Source organism: Streptomyces sp. NPDC056835 (genome assembly GCF_042789485.1).
GTDB lineage: Bacteria > Actinomycetota > Actinomycetes > Streptomycetales > Streptomycetaceae > Streptomyces.
In genome coordinates this window covers 77666-95018 of the sequence record NZ_JBHUBB010000018.1, presented here as the reverse complement: position 1 = coordinate 95018, position 17353 = coordinate 77666, and the positions used below count along the sequence as shown (strand labels likewise).

At 70.6% G+C, this 17353-nt stretch carries 17 protein-coding genes; 10 read left to right on the top strand and 7 right to left on the bottom strand.

What is annotated here, in order from left to right:
• Positions 1-163: 163 nt before the first annotated feature.
• Entirely contained in the window at positions 164-1435 is a 1272-nt protein-coding gene (locus ACFRMN_RS21655; protein WP_383021963.1) for a cytochrome P450, read from the bottom strand.
• Positions 1436-2244: 809 nt separating this feature from the next.
• On the opposite strand from ACFRMN_RS21655, the gene ACFRMN_RS21650 reads away from it, so the two are divergent.
• The 10 genes from ACFRMN_RS21650 to ACFRMN_RS21605 all read left to right on the top strand — a co-directional run bounded on the left by ACFRMN_RS21650 (position 2245) and on the right by ACFRMN_RS21605 (position 11072).
• Positions 2245-3387 carry a type III polyketide synthase gene (locus tag ACFRMN_RS21650; protein WP_383021961.1) on the top strand — a complete coding sequence of 381 codons (1143 nt, stop codon included), beginning with the start codon at positions 2245-2247 and terminating at the stop codon, positions 3385-3387.
• Between the two features lie 115 nt (positions 3388-3502).
• Positions 3503-4090, top strand: coding sequence for a cupin domain-containing protein (locus tag ACFRMN_RS21645; RefSeq protein WP_383021959.1), 588 nt, complete (start codon positions 3503-3505; stop codon positions 4088-4090).
• Between the two features lie 37 nt (positions 4091-4127).
• Positions 4128-4730: a hypothetical protein gene (locus tag ACFRMN_RS21640; RefSeq protein WP_383021956.1), complete on the top strand. Its 603-nt coding sequence runs from the start codon at positions 4128-4130 to the stop codon at positions 4728-4730.
• Positions 4727-5809 (top strand): PrsW family intramembrane metalloprotease, encoded by a 1083-nt coding sequence (locus tag ACFRMN_RS21635; RefSeq protein WP_383021954.1) that lies wholly within the window; start codon positions 4727-4729, stop codon positions 5807-5809. The genes ACFRMN_RS21640 and ACFRMN_RS21635 overlap by 4 nt, the downstream gene beginning before the upstream one ends.
• Positions 5810-5853: 44 nt before the next feature.
• A complete protein-coding gene (locus ACFRMN_RS21630; RefSeq protein WP_383021952.1) occupies positions 5854-6507 on the top strand; it encodes a ScbR family autoregulator-binding transcription factor in 654 nt (217 codons plus the stop codon).
• A gap of 425 nt (positions 6508-6932) precedes the next feature.
• Positions 6933-7718, top strand: a complete 786-nt coding sequence (locus tag ACFRMN_RS21625; RefSeq protein WP_383021949.1) for an SDR family NAD(P)-dependent oxidoreductase — start codon at positions 6933-6935, stop codon at positions 7716-7718.
• A gap of 91 nt (positions 7719-7809) precedes the next feature.
• A complete protein-coding gene (locus ACFRMN_RS21620) occupies positions 7810-8649 on the top strand; it encodes an NAD(P)H-binding protein (protein ID WP_383021946.1) in 840 nt (279 codons plus the stop codon).
• Between the two features lie 41 nt (positions 8650-8690).
• On the top strand, positions 8691-9344 hold the full coding sequence (locus ACFRMN_RS21615) for a hemerythrin domain-containing protein (RefSeq protein WP_383021944.1): 654 nt from the start codon (positions 8691-8693) through the stop codon (positions 9342-9344).
• A gap of 72 nt (positions 9345-9416) precedes the next feature.
• Complete coding sequence (locus ACFRMN_RS21610; protein ID WP_383021941.1) at positions 9417-9938, top strand: DUF1772 domain-containing protein; 522 nt, start codon at positions 9417-9419, stop codon at positions 9936-9938.
• A 141-nt stretch (positions 9939-10079) separates the two neighbouring features.
• On the top strand, positions 10080-11072 hold the full coding sequence (locus ACFRMN_RS21605) for an AraC family transcriptional regulator (RefSeq protein ID WP_383021939.1): 993 nt from the start codon (positions 10080-10082) through the stop codon (positions 11070-11072).
• A 119-nt stretch (positions 11073-11191) separates the two neighbouring features.
• Here ACFRMN_RS21605 and ACFRMN_RS21600 read toward each other — a convergent pair whose 3' ends face one another.
• The 6 genes from ACFRMN_RS21600 to ACFRMN_RS21575 form a co-directional block, all read right to left on the bottom strand.
• The gene (locus ACFRMN_RS21600; protein WP_383021937.1) at positions 11192-11863 is read right to left on the bottom strand and encodes a 4'-phosphopantetheinyl transferase; all 672 of its coding nucleotides are present in this window, start codon (positions 11861-11863) and stop codon (positions 11192-11194) included.
• Positions 11860-12711, bottom strand: a complete 852-nt coding sequence (locus ACFRMN_RS21595; RefSeq protein ID WP_383021935.1) for an alpha/beta fold hydrolase — start codon at positions 12709-12711, stop codon at positions 11860-11862. Before ACFRMN_RS21595 ends, ACFRMN_RS21600 begins: the two co-directional genes overlap by 4 nt.
• Positions 12708-13196, bottom strand: a complete 489-nt coding sequence (locus ACFRMN_RS21590; RefSeq protein ID WP_383021932.1) for an SRPBCC domain-containing protein — start codon at positions 13194-13196, stop codon at positions 12708-12710. Before ACFRMN_RS21590 ends, ACFRMN_RS21595 begins: the two co-directional genes overlap by 4 nt.
• Positions 13197-13281: 85 nt before the next feature.
• Complete coding sequence (locus tag ACFRMN_RS21585; protein WP_383021930.1) at positions 13282-14787, bottom strand: FAD-binding protein; 1506 nt, start codon at positions 14785-14787, stop codon at positions 13282-13284.
• Between the two features lie 20 nt (positions 14788-14807).
• Positions 14808-16376, bottom strand: a complete 1569-nt coding sequence (locus ACFRMN_RS21580) for a flavin-containing monooxygenase (protein WP_383021927.1) — start codon at positions 16374-16376, stop codon at positions 14808-14810.
• Positions 16377-16386: 10 nt separating this feature from the next.
• The gene (locus ACFRMN_RS21575) at positions 16387-17271 is read right to left on the bottom strand and encodes a class I SAM-dependent methyltransferase (protein WP_383021924.1); all 885 of its coding nucleotides are present in this window, start codon (positions 17269-17271) and stop codon (positions 16387-16389) included.
• Between the last annotated feature and the right edge of the window lie 82 nt (positions 17272-17353).

Here is a 17353-nt window from a genome sequence, read left to right as displayed (position 1 = left end):
GCCTCCATCGAGGATCGGCCTTCGCCGGAAGGGGACCGGCAAGGGGCGGACGCGGGACTCGGCCGGAGTGCGCCGGCCGAGGCCCGCTGACCGCGACGATGCCGCGCGGAGCGCCGGGGGTCGATTACGTCCGGGGTAATGGCGGCGGGTGACGCGCGGCTCGCTACCGGCTGCCGAGTGCCGGAATCCGGGCCGCCGAGAACTCCACCGGAAGAGAGACCGGGATACGCGTCCAGGGCGAGGGATGCCAGGCGACCTCCTCGGCGGGGATGGCGAGTCTCATGTCGGGCAGCAGATGCAGCACGGTGTTGACGGCGGTGCGGGTGATCAGTCGGGCGGGTACTTGCGCGGGGCAGACGTGGGGGCCGGCGGAGAAGGCGAGGTGGGCGCGGTTGCCCGGTTCTCCGGCGGTGTCGTCGGGGCGGATGGCGGGGTCGTCGTTTGCGGCGGCGATGCCGAGGATGAGGACGTCGCCGCGGCGGATGTGGCGGCCGCCGAGTTCGGTGTCGCGCAGTGCGTAGCGGGCGGGCATGTTGTTCATGGGCGGGTCGCGCCAGAGGGCTTCGTCGAGGGCGTCGTCCACCCCGAGCCGGCCGCCGTGCATCCGGGCGGCGAAGCGCGGATCGGTGAGCATCAGCCGCAGCGTCAGTGATGTCCAGGCGTTGACGCCCTCGGTGCCCGAAGAGATCATCACCGCCATCGACTGGATACGCTCCGACTCGTTGCGCAGATTGGGGTGGTTGATGAACGCCGTGGTCAGATCGTCGGTCGGGCACTCCTGCCGGCGGCGCAGCGCGTCGACCAGGATCTCCTCGAAGTGGCGGTTGCCGTCCTGCGAGTCGTCGGCGCTGCCGAACAGCGCGATGAGCGCCCGCAGCAGCTCCTGGCCCTCCGCGCTGTCCAGACCGAACAGGGAGGCGATGGAGAGCATCGGCACGATCGTGGCGTAATCGTTCACCAGATCCGCCCGGCCCCGCTGGGAGAAGCACGCGATCAACTCCGTGCACACCGACTGGACCTGGCGGCGCGCCCTGCGCTGGTCGATCCGTGCCACACCGTCGTCCAGCGGCTGGCGCAGCCGCCGGTGCTCGGGTCCGTCCGCGCCGACGACATTGGCACGCCAGGCCATCATCGGCAGCAGCCCCGAATGCGGCGGGACCACACCCTCGTTGAGATCGCGCCAGTTGCGCGCGTCGCGGGAGAAGACCTGTTCCTGCCGGGTGATCGTGAGCAACTCCCGGTAGCCCATGACGAGCCAGGCCGGTACGCCAGGCTCCAGCTCGACACGGGCGACGTTGCCCCACTGCTCGCGCAGTCTTCGGTAGACCTCGCGGGGTTCGGACGCGCCGGTCGCGGCCGACAGGGGAAGCAACTCGGCGCCGGGAGAGTGGGCCGGACACTCCGGCGGCGCGGAGAGCGGGGAGGGATGGTTCATGAGGCGGTCTCCTTGGCACGCACCGCGCCGGCGTGCGGCGCGCATTCGACAAGGCTGGTCAGGGCATCCACCGACGGGGCACGTTCACGCATGTGAGGCATCACCAAAGTCGTTTCCTCCACCGGGCAAACGACCCACTCACCAAGGAGGACACGGGCATCGGGCGGCGGGCGGGCGTGCGACGTCCTCCCGCGGCGCCGAGCCGGGTGTCACTCGGAGGAAGCCACTGGCGTGGGCGGTGTTCGCGACACGCGGCGGCAGGATTCCCCGGCCCGTGACGGAACTTGCGGATCCGCGCTGGACGAACGGCGGCGGCGCGCTCGCCCCCGCGGTACGTGTTCACGCGCCGCCACGGCAGAGGGGCGGGCTCCGCCCATCGCACGACCCGAACGGGCGTACGTTCGGAGGCTTCCTGAACGAGGCTCGTCCGTAGGCGAGGGCGCCGTTCGGCTCTCGCTCATGGCGACTGATGGCCACGCGACAAGGTTGACAATCGGTGACTTCTCGGGCATGTCGCGGGTCGGCCCGGGAAGACAGCGGGTCACCGATCAGAGGGGCCGTCGGGGCCCATCCGATGTCGGGCAGGCGTCACCCGAACGGACGAGGCGGTCCGGCCCCCCGGGTTACGCTCCGTAGTCACCGCGCGCGCCCAGACGGTTCTCCGGATCCCGCGCCGAACCTCTACGGGGCGGCCGTCGCCGTATCCTTCCACCTCCCGGCACCTCCTGGTCCCGGGTTGCGGGGTGGGGGCCCACCGGTGAGTGTGGGCCGCAGTTCACAGTGAACACGGATGAAGGAGAGAGCGCGTCGTGGCGACTCTGTGTAAACCCGCGGTCTCGGTTCCCCAGTATGTGATCACCATGGAGGACACACTCGCTCTCGCGCGCTCGCTGCACGCGGACCATCCTCAACTGCCCCTGGCTCTGCGGCTGATCCAGAACACGGGGGTGACCAAACGGCATATCGTCCAGCCGATCGAGGACACGCTTCGGCATCCCGGATTCGAAGACCGGAACATGCTGTACGAGGCGGAGGCGAAGGCACGCGTCCCCGAGGTGATCGAGCGCGCCCTCGGCCACGCCGAGCTGCGCCCCGCGGACATCGACATGATCGTCTACGTCTCCTGCACCGGCTTCATGATGCCGTCACTGACCGCCTGGCTGATCAACACCATGGGTTTCCCCGGCCACACCAGGCAGCTCCCGATCGCCCAACTCGGCTGCGCGGCGGGCGGCGCGGCCATCAACAGGGCGCACGACTTCTGCCGCTCGTACCCCGGCGCCAACGTACTCATCGTCGCCTGCGAGTTCTGCTCGCTCTGCTACCAGCCGACCGACCTCGGGGTCGGATCCCTGCTGTCCAACGGGCTGTTCGGCGACGCCGTCGCCGCCGCCGTCGTACGCGGTGAGGGCGGCACCGGGATCGCGCTGGAGCGCAACGGCTCCCACCTCGTACCCGACACCATCGACTGGATCGCCTACAGCGTCCGGGCCACCGGCTTCCACTTCCTGCTGGACAAGCGGGTACCCACCACCATGGAACCGCTGGCGCCCGCACTGCGGACGATCGCCGACCAACACGGCTGGGACGCCACCGGGCTCGATTTCTACATCATCCACGCGGGTGGCCCGCGCATCCTGGACGACCTCAGCCACTTCCTCGAAGTGCCCCCGGAGGCATTCCGGTTCAGCCGGGGCACACTCACCGAGTACGGCAACATCGCCAGCGCCGTCGTCCTCGACGCGGTGCGCAGGCTTTTCGACGAGGGCGGGGTGGCCGACGGCGCGCGCGGCATCGTCGCCGGCTTCGGGCCCGGCATCACCGCCGAGATGGCGCTGGGGCGCTGGACGGCCACCGGCGCCTCCGTCGACACCGCGATGACCGGAAGCCGGCTCGTGGGAAGGCTGGAACGCGAAAGCGGGCCGTCGCCCGTGAGCGAACCGGTGAGATGACGATGACGGTGACGCGGCGAGCGCCGGGCCCGCGGCGCGCGGGCCCCGTCACCCGAACGGCCCCGCGCCACCGCACCGCCGTAGGACCACCACCCCCACCGTCACGGAGTACCGCATGACCCAGCTGACCCGGGCCGAGGGGCTCATCGTCCCTCCGGGCGGGGGCACCACCATCCTCACCGAGGCCCAGCAGGTGACCTTCAAGGTCACCGGAGAGCACTCCCGGGTCTCCTCCAGCTTCGAGGTCGTCGTGCCGCCCGGCTTCGACGTCGGCGCCCACAGGCACACCCACAGCGAGGAGCTGTTCTACATCCTCGACGGCGAGCTGGACGTGCTGGCCTTCGAGCCGCGGGTGCTCAGCGAGGACTGGCGGCACTGGGAGTCCGCGTCGGGGCTGAAGTCGGTACGGGCCACACCGGGCACGGTCATCGTCGTACCCCCCGGCTGCCCGCACGCGTTCGCCAACCGGGGTGACGGCCCGGCCAAGATGTTCTTCCAGTCGTCCCCGCCCTCCGACCACGAGCGGTACTTCGAGGAACTGCTCGACATCCTCAAGGACGGTGGAACGCCCGATCCCGCCGCCATCGCCGATCTCCGGCTGCGCTACGACATCGAGCAGCTCACCCCGCTGCGCCACGACGCCCAGGGCCGTCCCGGCGGTGACCTCGGCGCCGGTTCCGCGGCCACTCGTATGAGTCACTGACGCTGCGTGAACGCGGTCCCTGACTGACCGTAGGGAGATGGACTCCGCATCGGACATCAGGCGCCCACCGCGGCGAACCTCCCGGCGGGCCCGGTCGTCGGTCATCGTCGTGCTGGTCGTCATGGCCGCTCTGACCGCGGGCTGGCCACTGATCGGCCGGGCGCTGAACGATCACGAGCGGGTGCCGGACGGCACGCTGCTGGAGCTGGGGCCCGATGACAACATCGCGGTGCTGCGGGTGACCGGCGCGGGCTGGGCGCTCAGCAAGTCGGAGAGCGATCCGGACTCGATGTACGTACTGACCCGCGACGGCGTCGACCTGGTCGCCGGGTATGTCGCCCTCACCATGCCCGGTGAGGCCGACGAGCTGTGGGCGGGGCTGCGCAAGATCCAGTCGGTCGCGGACGAGAACACCCGGCTCGGCGCTCCGCACACCGTCACCAGCGCCGGGGGTGCCCAGGGCGTGGCGGGCACACTGACCCGTGGCGGGCGTACCGGCACGGCCACCGTATGGCTGCCGCCCGACCTGTCCTACGCGGTCGAGATCACCGTACTGGCCGGGCCGGGCGCGGATCCGCGCGCCTCGGCGGACGCCGCGGCCATGGTCCGTTCCGTCGCCTTCCCCCGGGAGGCGCCATGACGACGGCAACGGCGGCGGCGTACACCGGACTGCGCGGCTCCTTCCGACGGAGTCCGGTGGGCTGGCTGTGCGGCGTCCTGTGCGTCCTCGGTCTCGCGCTGCTCGCCCTCGAATTCGCCCCGGCGATCAGGGTGTTCCCCGGCCCGGCGCTGCTGGCCTTCCTGTTGCTGCTGGTCACGCTGGGGATCGGGGTGGCCGTCCTGGGGCGCGTACGTCCGTTCCGGGCGCCGCCGCGCGGCTGGGCCTGGAGCGGGGTCGCCTGGGGCGCCACCGCGGCGACCGGCTGCGCGATCGTGGCCAACGGCGGGCTCCAGGGCATCTGGTTCAAGGCCGCCGGTATCGACTTCGGCTCGCGATGGGGCGCCGCGCTCACCGCCCCGCTCAACGAGGAACTTCTCAAGGTGTCCGGCGTCGCGCTGATCGCCCTCGGCGCACGGCAGTTGGTGCGCGGCCCGCTCGACGGCTTCTTCCTCGGCGCCTTCACCGGACTCGGCTTCCAGGTCATGGAGAACTGGACCTACGCCATGAACTCCGTCCTCAGCGGTGGGGGAGTGAACGCGGACAACGACGTCTTCCAGTCCTTCGTCACCCGGGTCGGGCTGACGGGTCTCGGCTCGCACTGGGCGATGACCGCCGTCTCGGGGACGGGCATCGGCATCCTGCTCGCCCACGCCGACCGGCCGGTGCGCCGGCGGATCGTACCGGCGGCCCTCTGCCTGCTGACCGCCATGGCGATGCACTGGCTCTTCGACTCACCCCTGCTCGGCTCCGCCGCGGGCCTCGCCGGCAAGGTGGCCATCAACTTCCTTGTCGCCGTGGGGTTCTATGTCGTCCTGCGGCGCCACGCGCGGCGCCGGGCCCGCGCCTTCCTGCTCTCGCCGCGATCCCCGTTCTCCATCGAACTGCTCACACGCCGCTCCCGTCGGCGCGCCCTGCGCCGGCTGCCACCGGCGCGCCGCCCCGTCGCGGACCTGCGGGCCGCCCGTCATCTCGCGGTGGTCGAGGAGTACGCCGCCGGAACATACGGACCGACCGGTTCGGAAGGTACCCTTGACAGTGAACGACGGGGAAACCAGTGACACCCGCTCGGTGAACCCCTGAACGGTGCGACGGGAGTATCCCGATGGCACAGCAGCGTGCGGTCAGAACACGCGCCGCGATTCTGGGAGCGGCGGCCTCCGTCTTCGACCGGTGCGGCTACGACGCCGCGACGATCGCGGAGATCACGGCGCGCTCCGGGATGACCAAGGGCGCCCTCTACTTCCACTTCTCCTCCAAGGAGGAGCTGGCGCGGGGCGTGCTGCGCGAACTGACCGGGAATCTCGCCGTGGAACCGGCGGATTCCCATGTCCAGGAACTGATCGACCTGACGATGGCCGTCGCGTACCGCTCCCTGCGCGACCCGATCGTCAGGGCCGGTCTCCGGCTGGCCCTGGAGGAGAGGGCGGTGGACTTCTCCGAGGTCAGCCCCTTCCCGGCGTGGGCGGGGCTGAGCGAGGACCTGCTGCTGCGGGCGGCGGAGCGGGGCGAACTGCTGCCGTACGTCGTGCCTCGGGAGACGGCCGAACTCGTGGTCAGCGCCTGGGCCGGGATCCAGGTCTACGCCCGCGCGGTGGCCGGCCGCACTGACGTGGAGCGCCGGATGTCGGTGATGTGGGCGCATCTGCTGCCCAGCGTGGTGATGCCGCGCCTGCTGCTCGAACTGGACGTGGCGCCCGACCGTGGCGCGCGCGTCGAGGCCGTCCGCTCTCTCCGGTCGGCAGCCAACGGGTCTTGAGCCGTATCGGGAGCGGGCGGCGGTGTGATCGGCGAGACCGATGGACGATACAAACCGTGACGGCGGATTGTTTCCGCCCCGGCCCGCCGCACACCGCTTCGTGCCCCGCACCGGGAGATGAGGACGTTCGAACAGGAACGTGCCACGCGTACCCGGCGATCGGGTCGTGGAATTTCCCCATTGTTTGTGCGGCGTTGTCCTCTTGCGCTTTTCGGTTGTTGTCGAGTAGCCCAATCTCCCTGCCATGCCCGGTAAATGAAGACGTGAGAGATGTGCTGGACGGTTACTCAAGAATTCAAGAAGCGGAGCCCGCGCGGGACTAACATGCCTGGCGTCGAAGAGTGATTCGGCGGGGATTTGACGAGGTGCGGAGGAGAACCGTGGAGATTTCAGGTTCCGGGGTCGCTGCGAACCAGGAAAGACCGATGCGGGCCCCGAGGAATCCGGTGGCCCTGATCACGGGCGCGACACGGGGGATCGGGCTCGGGGTGGCACGGGAGCTCGGCGGCCGGGGCCATCGGGTCTTCATCTGCGCGCGGACGGCGCAAGAGGTCAAGCAGACGGTCGAGGATCTGCGCGCGGAAGGGATGGAGGCCGAGGGCACGGTCGCCGACGTCCGGGACCGCGCGTCGGTGTCCGCGCTGGTGGCGGCCGTCGTCGGGCAGTTCGGCCCGGTCAACATCCTGGTCAACAACGCGGGCCGGGGCGGTGGTGGGCCCACCGCGGAGATAGCCGACGAGCTCTGGTACGACGTGATGGACACCAACCTCAACGGAGTGTTCCTGCTGACCCGCGAGGTCCTGGTGAACGGCGGCCTGCTGGAGTCGGGTTACGGACGCATCATCAACATCGCCTCGACCGCCGGGAAACAGGGAGTCCTGATGGGCGCCCCCTACTCCGCCTCCAAGCACGGCGTCGTCGGCTTCACCAGGTCCCTCGGCAAGGAGCTGGCGCCCCTCGGCATCACCGTGAACGCGGTCTGCCCGGGGTACGTGGAGACCCCGACCGCCGAACGGGTCCGCCAGGGGTACGCCGCGGCCTGGGACACCACCGAGGACTTCGTCCAGGCGCAGTTCGAGGCGAACATCCCGCTCGGCCGCTACTCCACCCCGGAGGAGGTGGCGGGCCTGGTCGGCTATCTCACGACGGTCAGCGCCGCCTCGATCACCGCGCAGGCGATCAACGTCTGTGGCGGCATGGGCTACTCCTGAGCCGTCTCCCCGACGGGGCCGTAGACGCACGCGTATGGAACTGAGCTTCGTGGCTATGTCCCGTCTCACCGGAGTGGACTTGACTGTACTCATGACACAGACCACGCAGAACGCCCGCTCAGCGACAAAGGCGACCCTCGTCATCGGTGGTACCGGCAAGACCGGACGGAAGGTCGCCGAGCGGCTCGCCGGCAAGGGCCTTCCGGTGCGCATCGGTTCGCGTAACGCCGACCGGCCCTTCGTATGGGAGGACTCGGCCACGTGGGCGGGCGCGCTGGACGGCGTCGAAGCCGTTTACATCACCTACTACCCCGACCTCGGCTTCCCCGGGGCCGCCGAGGTCGTCGGCGAGTTCTCCGCGTTCGCCGTCGCCCACGGCGCCCGCCGTCTGGTGCTGCTCTCCGGCCGCGGCGAGGAGGGCGCGCAGGTCGCCGAGGAGAAGATGAAGGAGTCCGGCGCCGACTGGACCGTGGTCCGGGCCAGCTGGTTCAACCAGAACTTCAACGAGAGCTTCTTCCTCGACCCCGTACTCGCCGGGGAACTGGCGCTGCCGACCGGTGACGCCGTCGAGCCCTTCGTGGACACCGACGACATCGCCGATGTGGCCGTCGCCGCGCTGACCGGAGACCAGCACATCGGCAAGACCTATGAACTCTCCGGCCCCCGGCTGCTCAGCTTCCAGGACGTCGCCGCCGAACTGTCCAAGGCCACCGGCCGGGAGATCAGCTACATCCCGGTCTCCATCGACGACTACCGCGCCGCGCTGGCGGAGCACGGTCAGCCGGTGGAGTTCGCCGACCTGTTCGGTCTGATCCTCGACGGCCGCAACGCCTTCCTGGTGCACGGAGTGGAGGAAGCCCTCGGCCGCAAGCCCCGTGACTTCTCCGACTTCGCCCGCGACGCCGCCGCCAGCGGCGTCTGGAACGTCTGATCCCGCCCGGCGCCCGACGCACCATCCGCGAGGAGGCGGCCATGAGTACCCCCATGTCCAGCGAGTACGGACTCGCGTCCCTGCCAGGTCACTTCCACGGATTCGCGCTGATGCACATCGCGATGCGCCGGGACGCCCGCCGGCTGCTCGCCGCCGCGCCCGCCCTGACTCCGGCCGGGCTCGGCGCCGCCGCCGCGTGGTGGCGGCAGTTGCGCGACATCATCGACTGGCACCACCACAGCGAGGACGAGGTGCTATGGCCCGGACTGCTCAGCAGGGCCCCGCAGTTCACCGCCGAGGCCCTGCGGCTCGGTGACGACCACGCCGTGCTCGACCGTGCCATGGAAGCGGTGACGGCCGCACTGCGGCCCGGCGGGAACCTCGCCGCCGTCGCCTCCGCGGCCACCCGCTTCGAGTCCGTACTCCGCGATCATCTGCGGGACGAGGAGACCGTCTCCTTCCCCGTCTTCGCCCGGCTCTCCCCGGACGAATACCTCGCCGTCGAGCGGAAGGTGATCGCCAGCGCCCCGTTCACCGTCATGACGCGTCTCCAGCCCTGGATGTTCGACGGCGCCGACAAGCGGTCGGTGGCGCATGTCGCCGCCACCATCCCGCCGCCCGTGCGGTTGATCGGCGATACGGTGCTGCGCCGACGGTACGAACGGACCCTCGCCGGCGTGACCCGCCCCCGCTGACCGCCCCGCCGACCCGCCCCGCCCCGCCGACCCGCCCGCCCCGTGAACGCCCGACCGGATGAGGAAGCCCCGATGCAGCCCGCTCAAGCAGTCGCTGGCCCCGTGCTCGCCGCCGCCACCATCGGCACCGGGCTGATGGCGGGGCTCTACTTCGCCTTCGACGTCTCGGTCATGCCGGGACTCGCCGGCGCCGACGACGCTACGTTCGTCACCGTGATGCGTGACATCAACCAGGTCATCGACAACAGCGCCCTGTTCGGCCTGCTGTTCGTCGGGGTGTTCCTCGCCACGGGCGTCGCCGCCGTACTCCAACGGCGCCTCGGCCGGCCGGACGCCGCGCGCTGGACCCGGACCGCCTTCGCCCTCTACGCCCTGTCCGTCGCGATCACCGTCTGCGTCAACGTTCCGCTGAACAGGATGCTGGCCCGCGCCGTACCAGTGGGCAGCACCCCGGACTTCGGCGTGGTACGCGGCAGATTCGAGCGGCCGTGGACCTCGGCCAACGTCGTCAGGACCCTGGCCTGCACGGCGGCCCTCGGCGCCCTCGGCCGCGCCCTGGTCCTGCACGGCAGGGGAGCGGCCCAGCCGCTCTGATGCCCCCGGCCCGTCCGGCCCACCAGAACCGCGCCCGTCCTCTCAACTCGTTCCCCCGCGGGGGAGGGCGGGCGCGTTCCACCCTGAGACGGATCCACAAGAAACGGTGACCCCGCATGCGGCATCGTCTAAGGTGATGACATGGACACACTGACCGGTCTGCTCGAAGGTCCGAAGGCCCGCGGCGCGTTCCTGCTCAAGTCGGTCTTCAGCCCACCGTGGTCCCTGCGGGTCGAGGACCGGGCGCCCATCTCCGTCGTCACGATGGTCCGCGGCGACGCCTGGGTACTCCCCGACAACGGCCGTCCGGTGCGGCTGTGCCCCGGTGATGTCGCCGTGATGCGCGGGCCCGACGCGTACACCATCGCGGACCGGCCCGACACCCCCGTCAAGATCGTCGTCGGCCCCGAACAACGCTGCAACACCACCGAGGGCGAGGACGTCACCGAAACGATGGCCCTGGGCGTACGGACCTGGGGCGACGACAGCCGGGCCGGCTCCTCGGTCATGCTCAGCGGTACGTACCAGGCCCCCAGCGAGATCGGTCGACGGCTGCTGGCGGCGCTCCCCGTACTGCTCGTCCGCCCCGCGGAAGCGGGCGACAACCCGCTGGTACGCATCCTCTCGGACGAGATAGGCAAGGACGAGATCGGCCAGGAACTGGTCCTCGACCGACTGCTCGACCTGCTCCTCGTCAGCGTCCTGCGCACCTGGCTCGCGATCCCCGAGTCCGGCGCGCCCGCGTGGTACCGCGCCCAGAGCGACCCGGTGGTCGGCCCGGCGCTGCGACTGCTGCACGAACAGCCGGGCAAGGCATGGACGGTGGCCTCGCTCGCGGACAACGTCGGCGTCTCCCGCGCGGGTCTGGCCCGGCACTTCACGACGCTCGTGGGCGAGCCGCCGATGGCGTATCTCACGGGGTGGCGGCTCACCCTCGCGGCGGACCTGCTGCGCGAGCCGGACGCGACGGTGGCGACGGTGGCGCGGCGGGTGGGGTACAGCGGGGCGTTCGCGCTGAGCGCGGCGTTCAAGCGGGTACGGGGCCTGAGTCCGCAGGAGTTCAGGAAGGGCGAGCGGGGGGAGTCGGCGGACCGTCAGGGCGCGGTGCGGCAGACGGTGGTCCTGGACCGTTGAGGCGGGCTGTCCGGCGGGGCCGGCGGGTGCGTGCGCCGGCTGGCGGCTGCCGGGCCTCCGGGGTCCGTGTCCGGACTGCGCGCACACGGCCACCGGCCCCCGCCGAAACACAACCGGGACTACGGTCCCCCGCCGGAAGGCGCACCGCGCACGGCGACCACCGACGTCAGGACAAGATCCTGCCGCGACAGCCACCGCCCCTCGAACCGCGAAGCCGTCCCCGGCGGGGCCGTCGCGGGGCGTAGCGACGCCGTGAACGTGCCTGCCGGGGCGAGGCGGACCTCCGCGTCCGTGAAGCCGAGCCACCGTCCCGTGGCCGGGAACCACGCCTTGTAGACCGACTCCTTCGCGGAGAACAGCAGCCGGTCCCAGCACACACCCGGCTTCTCCGCGCCCAGCCGTTCCAGCGAGGCGCGTTCGGTGGCGGAGGAGATCAGGCCGAGTACCCCGCGCGGCAGCGGCCCCGCCGGCTCCGCGTCGATGCCCAGCGCGGCCACCTCGGTCGCTCTGGCCGTCACCGCCGCCCGGTAGCCGTCGCAGTGGGTGATACTGCCGACCACCCCGTCCGGCCACTGGGGCGCGCCGCCCGCGCCCGGCAGTAATGGCGCGGGCGGCAGGCCCAGTTCGGCCAGGGAGCGGCGCGCGCAGGCGCGGGCCGTGGCGAACTGCGCACGCCGGCGCTGTCGTCGGCCCGCCATCAGCGCCGCCTCCTCCGGGAACAGCGGCGCGGGCGCCAGATCGTCGAAGGCTTCGGCCGATCTGACGCCCGGGGGCAGGATCTCCTCGATCACGGTCGGGCGATCAGGCCAGACACCGCGCGTATGATCTCCGCCGGCCGCTCCAGCGGCAGCATATGACCGGCGCCGGGGAGGCGTTCGAACCGCGCGTCGGGCAGCGCCTTGGCCAGCGCGTCGCCCAGCTCCGGCTTGACGACCCGGTCGTGTTCGCCCGCGAGCACCACGGCGGGCACCTCGACGGTGGCCAGCTCCGCGCGCAGATCCATGCCGCGGGACGAGGCGAAGCAGTCGGCGCGTACCCGCGGGGAAGCCGCCGCGAACATCTGCCGGTTGACTTCGAGGGCGTACGGGTCGACCCCCTTGCCCATCGTCTGGGCCAGCAGCCGCCGGCCGAGCGCCGGTTGTCGCAGGGCCCGGGAGAACAGCGCGCTGCCCATCATGCGCACCTCGCTGTCGGGGGTGTCCTGGTCGTGCGCCGCGGTGCCCAGCAGGACGAGCCCGCGCAGCCCGCGCCCGGCGGCCGGGTCGGCGGTGACATACGACAGGGCCGCGAAGCCGCCGCCGGAGTGCCCGACCAGGAGCGCGTCACGGGAACCGGTCTCACCGAGCACCGCCGCCAGGTCCGCGCCGAACCGGCGGATGGCGATCGGCTCCTTGCCCAGGCCCGACGCGCCGTGCCCGCGCTGGTCGTACAGCACCACCCGGTGGCCGGAGCGGATCAGCCGGTCGGCGACCGTACCCCAGACCCGGCGGCCCGCGGCCCAGCCGTGCGAGAGGACGACGGTGGTGCCGGTCGGTGTCCGCAGCGGAGCGAGGACGGTGACGGCGAGCGCGGCGCCGTCATCCGTACGTACCGTCGTCTCCTCGGTGCGGGAGACGGTCACCGCGGGTGTGGGGCTCACCGGGTCCTCCCGGCCAGCGGTCGGGTCAGCAGCGCGTTGAGGGCGACGAAGGCCGCCAGCGTCGCCTTCGAGTGCTCGGCGCCGATGTCGGCGACCTTGGCCAGCAGCTTCAGCTTGCCGTGCGGGCGCCCCTGGAAGTGCATGGTGACGCGGGTGCGGTGGCCGTCGTCCAGCGGCTCCAGGCGGAAGTCGGCAGGGCCGCGGAAGACTCCGTCGACATATTCGACGGTCAGCCGGCGGCCCTGCACGACGGATGTCGTACGGGCGGTGAAGCGGAGTTTGGGTCCGCCCTTGTCGACGCCCTTGGTGTGGACCGTCACGCCGACCTCGCCGCCCACCACGTCGGGCGCGCCGGAGACGGTCGCGAAGGTGTTGGCGGGCACCCACCAGCGGGCGGCACCGCGGAACTCGGCGATGAGCGCGTCCCAGACGACGTCCGCGGGGGCGTCGACCACCGCCTCGTCGATGATGTCGTAGCCGTTCATGCCAGTCTCCCTGGGTGGGGCGGCGGATGGGAAGGTCGGGAAGCGGGGCCCGGGAAGGGCCCCGCTCCGGTCCGGCCGGGCCGGATCAGGCGAAGAAGCCCTGACCGGGCGTGAGGATGCCGGCCGGGTCGTAACGCCGCTTCGCGTTGCAGAGGTCGGAGTAACGGTTGCCGAAGTGCCTCTTCCAGTCCGCGGGGGTCATCCGCGGGATGGCACCGACCAGATAGCGCTTGGCGCCCAGCGCCACGGCCTTGTCGTACAGCCGCCGGTTCTGCTCCAGCATCCCCGCGATGTCCGGCTCACCGGGGTGCGGGAAGCGCAGCAGGTCGAAGAGGTAGCCCACCGAGTCGTTCGGCTGCACCGCCATCGGACGCTTGAGCTTCGACGTGCGGTACGGGTACGTCAGTACGAAGCCGATGCCCAGGTCGTTCGCGGTGAGGTCGGCCTCGGCGATCTGGAGGAACTGCTTCACCTTGGAGGCCGGCAGGAACAGGCTCAGCCAGGGCTTGGGCTGGTCCCAGTAGTCCGCCTCCTTGTAGTACTCGACATACGCGTCGAACCGGTAGACGTAGTCAAGGAACGCCATGTCGTCGATGACGGCCTCGGAGCGGACGTCCCGGAGCATCGCGATCAGCGGCTCGCGCGCCGGAGCGGTGCCGGTGTAGGTCGCGCCCAGCTCCATCTTGTAACGCCAGCCCGAGTCGTCCGGCCTGCGCTGGAGTTCACCGGCCTGGACCTCGAACCGGCCCTCCGCCAGGACCTTCTCCGCGTCGGCGAGATAGGTCGCCACGTCGTTGTAGACGAGGTTGAAGACGACCACCCGCTCCATGGGCGGGACGATCCTCACCGTGGCGCGGACGATGATGCCCACCTGGCCGCCGCCGGCCAGCGCGGCGTTGAACAGGTCGGGGCGCACGGAGGGGGAGGCGGTGAGCAGCTGCCCGGCACCCGTGACGATGTCGATCGACTCGATGGTGTCGACCGCCAGGCCGTACTTGCCGACCGTGCCGCCGATGCCGCCGACGCTGATCGTGCCGCCGATGGACAGATGCATGTAGTCGGGCATGGCCGGCGGCATCTTGCCCTTGGCCAGGGCCGCTTCGGTGAGCTGGTGCCAGGTGACACCCGCCTCGACCACCGCGGTGTTCGAACCGATGCTGACGATCTTCGACAGACCGCGCGAGTCGATCGAGATACCGCCCGGGACCGCCGCCTGGCCGTAGTTGGAGTGCGACTCAAGATCGTCACCGGTGCCGCTGCGTCCGTTCGCGGCGATCTTCAGATCGTTGGACCGGGCGAAGTCGACCATCTTGACGATGTCATTGACCGAGCCGGGCACCAGCACGGCCCAGGGAGTGATGTTCGGCACCAGGTTGCCGAAGTCCTTGCTGAACTGCACAAGGTCGGCCGCCGACGTCTTGAGCGTGCCGTCCAGCGCCGGTACGGGCGACACGCTGCCGCCGCCGTGGCCGCGGCCCGCCTCGGCGGCGGTGGCCCACGTCTGCGTGGCGACGTTCCATCCCACGACGGTCGCGGCGGTGGCGGCCATGCCGCCCAGGACTCTGCGCCGGGAAGGGGTGTTGGTGCTCATCTGGTCCGTTCTCCCGTTCGTCATGCGTGGTTGACGGCCGGTCGCCCGGCGCCCACGGTGGTGGCGAGCTGGTACTCGCCCAGGTCGAAGTGCTTGGTGCCGTTGCGGAACCGCCAGGTGTACGTGGGCCAGATCGACGGGTTGCGCCCGGCGCTGTCCAGGTACCAGCTCTTGCAGCCGCCGGCGCTCCAGACCGCGCGCGCCTGGCGCTTGTCGAGCGTGGCGTTGTACGCCCGCTGCGCCTCCGGCCGTACTTCGACGCTGGACAGCCCGCGCTTGTCCATCTGCTTGAGCGCGTCCACGATGTAGGCGATCTGGGACTCGATCATCACGGTCTGTGAGGAGTGACCCAGTGTCGTGTTCGGGCCGAGCAGCATGAAGAGATTGGGGAATCCGGCGATGGTGGTGCCGCGGTGCGCGGACATCCCCTCACTCCAGGCCTCCCGGAGCTGGACCCCGCCCCGGCCCCAGATCCGCCGCGCGACCGGACGGTCCGTGGCGAGGAAGCCGGTGCCCATGATGATGGTGTCCACCTCGCGCTCCTGGCCGTCCTTGGTGACGATGGACTTGGCCCGGACGTGGTCGATGGAGTCGCTGACGATGTCCACGTTCGGCTGCTGGATCGCCGGGTACCAGGTGTTCGAGAACAGCAGCCGCTTGCAGGCCACGACATAGTCGGGGGTGAGCCGCTTCCGCAGCGCCGGGTCCTCGACGCTCTTCTTGAGATGGTCCGAGGCCATCTTCTGCACCTTCTCGGCGACCTTGGGCCGGGCGAAGGCGAAGGCCAGGACCTCCCGGCCCCACATGTTGAAGTTGCGCCGGAACCCCTGGTAGCCGGGGAAGCCGCGCAGCATCTTCGTGTGGAACGCGCTGTTGACCTTGTCGTTCTTGGGGCCCACCCACGGAGGCGTCCGCTGGTACAGGTCGAGGTGCCCGACCTCGGGCTGGATCTTCGGCACGAACTGGATGGCCGAGGCTCCCGTACCGATCACGGCGACGCGCCTGCCGGTCAGATCGTGGTCGTGGTCCCAGCGCGCCGAGTGGAAGACCTTGCCCTCGAAGTCCGCGAGCCCCGGCAGATCGGGGACGGCCGGCTCACTGAGATAGCCGGCGCCCGTGACCAGGACCTGGGCGGTGTACTCGCCGCCCGAGGTCTCGATGTGCCAGCACCGGGTGTTCTCGTCCCAGCGGGCCGCGATCAGCTCGTGGTTGAAGCGGATGTGCGGGCGCACCCCGAAGCGGTCGGCGCAGTCCCGCAGATACGCGTACACCTCGTCGCGCTTGGCGAAGGTGCTCTTCCACTCCGGGTTGCGGGCGAAGGAGAAGGAGTAGAGATGGGCCTGGACGTCACAGGCGCACCCGGGGTAGTCGTTGTCGCGCCAGGTACCGCCCACCTCATCGGCCCGTTCGAAGACCAGGAAGTCGTCGATGCCCTGCTGGAGCAGCCTGATGGCCGTTCCCAGGCCCGAGAAACCGGTACCGATGATCGCGACCCGCAGATGACGGGTGGGTCCCCGGCCGGCCGGCTGCTCCGGCTCCGTACCGCTGTTCACCCCGTCTCCGCGGGCGGGTTCGAGAATGCTCGTCACGGCGGCCTCCTCAGCCCCTGCGCGCGATGGTGACGCGGAAGTTGTTGAAGAACTTGTCTTCGAGCGTGTACGCGAAGATGTCGAGGTAGCGCTCGAAGCGGGCCACGACCTCCTCGCCCTCCAGGGAGACGGCCGTCGCACGGTCCGCGGCCAGCCGCTCCAGCCAGGCGCGGCACGCCATCGCGAAGGACTCCCGCTCGTTGACGATCTCCACGACCTCGAACTGGCCCTCGGCGGCGGCGGTCAGCTCGTGGAGATGCGGGATGTGCATCCCCTCGAACTCGGAGCGCTGGAGGAACTTCAGATCGGCGAGCAGCTCCCGGTTCATGGGCTGCGCCTCGGCCGTCATCGTGTGCAGGACGAACTTCCCGCCCGGGTTGAGCGCCTTGTACACCTGGCTGAAGAAGAAGCGGTAGCGCTTGGTGCGCTCACGCGGCGGCAGGTTGGACGAGACGAAGTGCTCCAGCGCGTTGATGCAGAACGCCGCGTCGTACTTCTCGTCCGTCTCGTGGTCCGCCCAGCTCTCCACCCGCGTGGTGATCCGCGGGTTGTCCAGGCCGGCGATGAACGCCTCCTGGGTGCGGCTCAGCGTGAGACCGACCGCCTCCTCCACCCCGTGCACGGTGGTGAGCCGGTTGAGCATGGTGCCCCAGCCGCAGCCGATGTCCAGCACCCGGCGGGCGCCCTGGGCCCCGGCCAGCGCCGCGAACACATCGAGCTTGCGCTCCTGGGCCTCGTCCAGTGTCGCGACGAGATCCTCGCCCTGCTCCCAGTAGCCGCCGGAGTACATCATGGTCGGGCCCAGCAGGAGCCGGTAGAAATCGTTGCTGACCTCGTAGTGGTGTCTGACCGCGTCGACCTCGGGGTCCACCGACCTGGGTGCGACCGTTGTCATCCTCGACCTCTTTCCTGATCCTGTCGCTGCGCCGCTCGTACCGACCGTGTGATGCGGTCACGAGATAACCGCGTGGCTCGCA